The 1,751-nt window shown below is 32.7% G+C and carries 3 protein-coding genes; all 3 read right to left on the reverse strand.

What is annotated here, in order from left to right; translation table 11 throughout:
* Positions 1 to 492 (reverse strand): hypothetical protein (locus HMPREF0518_RS10280; protein WP_003626467.1); only part of this gene is annotated, 492 nt, incomplete at its 3' end.
* A gap of 384 nt (positions 493 to 876) precedes the next feature.
* A complete protein-coding gene (locus HMPREF0518_RS04225; protein WP_003626469.1) occupies positions 877 to 1,224 on the reverse strand; it encodes a type II toxin-antitoxin system YafQ family toxin in 348 nt (115 codons plus the stop codon).
* Positions 1,224 to 1,502: a type II toxin-antitoxin system Phd/YefM family antitoxin gene (locus tag HMPREF0518_RS04230; protein WP_003628521.1), complete on the reverse strand. Its 279-nt coding sequence runs from the start codon at positions 1,500 to 1,502 to the stop codon at positions 1,224 to 1,226. Before HMPREF0518_RS04230 ends, HMPREF0518_RS04225 begins: the two co-directional genes overlap by 1 nt.
* Positions 1,503 to 1,751 lie beyond the last annotated feature (249 nt).

The following is a 1,751-nucleotide window of genomic DNA, read 5'->3' on the forward strand; positions in this document are numbered from 1 at the left end:
AAGATTTTTTCTCTTATTTTCGGCTTCTGCAATCAGCTCATTTAATTTTATCATATCTTCTTGGTAGGCTTGGAATTTTTCCAATGCTTCATCGTAAGAAATAAAATCTTCTGAATAATTATCTAATTTTTCAGAAAAACTACCAAATGTATAGTCATAACTGCAATAATCATATACAAATTTTACAGGAGTCTGCCACATATTTTGAGGTAGACTTTCATTTTTATCAGCATAATAATTTTCGAACTGAATTTTAGCAGTTTCATGTTTTTCATCTAAAAACTCAGCGTTAAATGCCCACTCAGGAACAATAATTGCATTCATAATTTCAGTATGCTCTACCATGCCCTCTCCAACTGAGCGAACATTTATTAAATGTGCCCCGTCTGGCTTTTTAGGATTATAAATAAAGGAAGGATCATTTTTGATCTCATTGAATTTATTTTTTAAGTCTTTCGTTTTGTCTAAAAATTCTTTTTCGTGTGCTTTCATTGCATACCTCTATATCTATGATAGTGCGTTATCTCTATTTTATATTATCTAAGATTGATGACTTAAATTATTGGCTCGTGCTTAATAGAAGCTTAAATATTCACAGAATAATAAGATAAAATAATGCTAGCACTACTACACTAAATAGTCTAAGTACTCCATGACTGTTTAGTGGTAAATTAAAAAGTCCCCATCCATTTCGGGGGCAAGTCTATTCTCGACGCTTCAGACGGCTAAAGCCGTCTTCCGTGCCGTCTCGAAGTAGCCAAGCCCTTTATTTCTGGGGACTTTAAGAGTGCCGTCAATCAAATAATCAGAACTAGAGCCATAAAGAACTATTTAGCGAAAACAAGACATATTTATATAGATAAGCTTTAAATTACACTATTTACGAAACTTTCTAGACTTATTTAAACCTGGAAACAGTCGTTGGTGAGAGCCTACTCGTACACCAACTACCACTAAGTTATTGTGTTCAATATACCAAATGACTAATACATCATTTATATCGTTAGGCTGCTCACCTTTAGGGGTATCTCTAACATGAAATTCGCGATAACCAGCTAGTCGCCTTTTTAAAGGATGGTCACGATATTCTTCAGATAACGTACCAGTTTCGAGTAATTCTTCGATAGCTACTCTGACGTCATCAATTATTGTTGGATCAAGTTTTCCAAGACGTCTCATATCAGCATTAAATGTTGCACGTGGTCTAAATACTAATTTTGACATTATTTAAATTTCTCCCAATAATCATCATTGGATTCAACAATTGGGTCATCAGGCAAAACATTTCTACGAATTAATTGATCACGAGCAACAGCGTAATCTAATGAATCTTCTTTTGCTTGTATAGCTTTCTCCATCCAATACATCTTTTCCTGAGAAATTACTGCAACACTACGACTATTTGATCTGGCAACATAAACTGTCTCATCATCATCGTTTACTTGATCTAAATATTTTTTAATGTGCGCTCTAAAGTCGCTTTGAGTTAATGCTACTGTCATTTCCTTCACCTTCTTTGTACTTAATATTGTACTTAATTACGTCACTTTATACAAGCTAAAAATTTTATAAACTGAAAGATAAGTTTCATGTTGTATTATTATCCAAAATCAATTGTATCTAGAATGTGTTAACGAGTTTCTTGATCTAACCCTAAATATGCTAAAGTTATATCTGATGAATAACACTAGCTAGAATAACTCTATTATTTTTCTGTTAACAACATTAAAAAACATTACCTTTGTAGCAAT

The organism is Lactobacillus helveticus DSM 20075 = CGMCC 1.1877 (assembly GCF_000160855.1).
Taxonomy (GTDB): domain Bacteria; phylum Bacillota; class Bacilli; order Lactobacillales; family Lactobacillaceae; genus Lactobacillus; species Lactobacillus helveticus.

What these genes read in the sequence shown, in the direction of transcription:
- HMPREF0518_RS04225 (WP_003626469.1), bottom strand. Translation starts at nt 1,224, where the DNA reads ATGTCAAAATTAGTATTTAGACCACGTGCAACATTTAATGCTGATATG.
- HMPREF0518_RS04230 (WP_003628521.1), bottom strand. Translation starts at nt 1,502, where the DNA reads ATGACAGTAGCATTAACTCAAAGCGACTTTAGAGCGCACATTAAAAAA.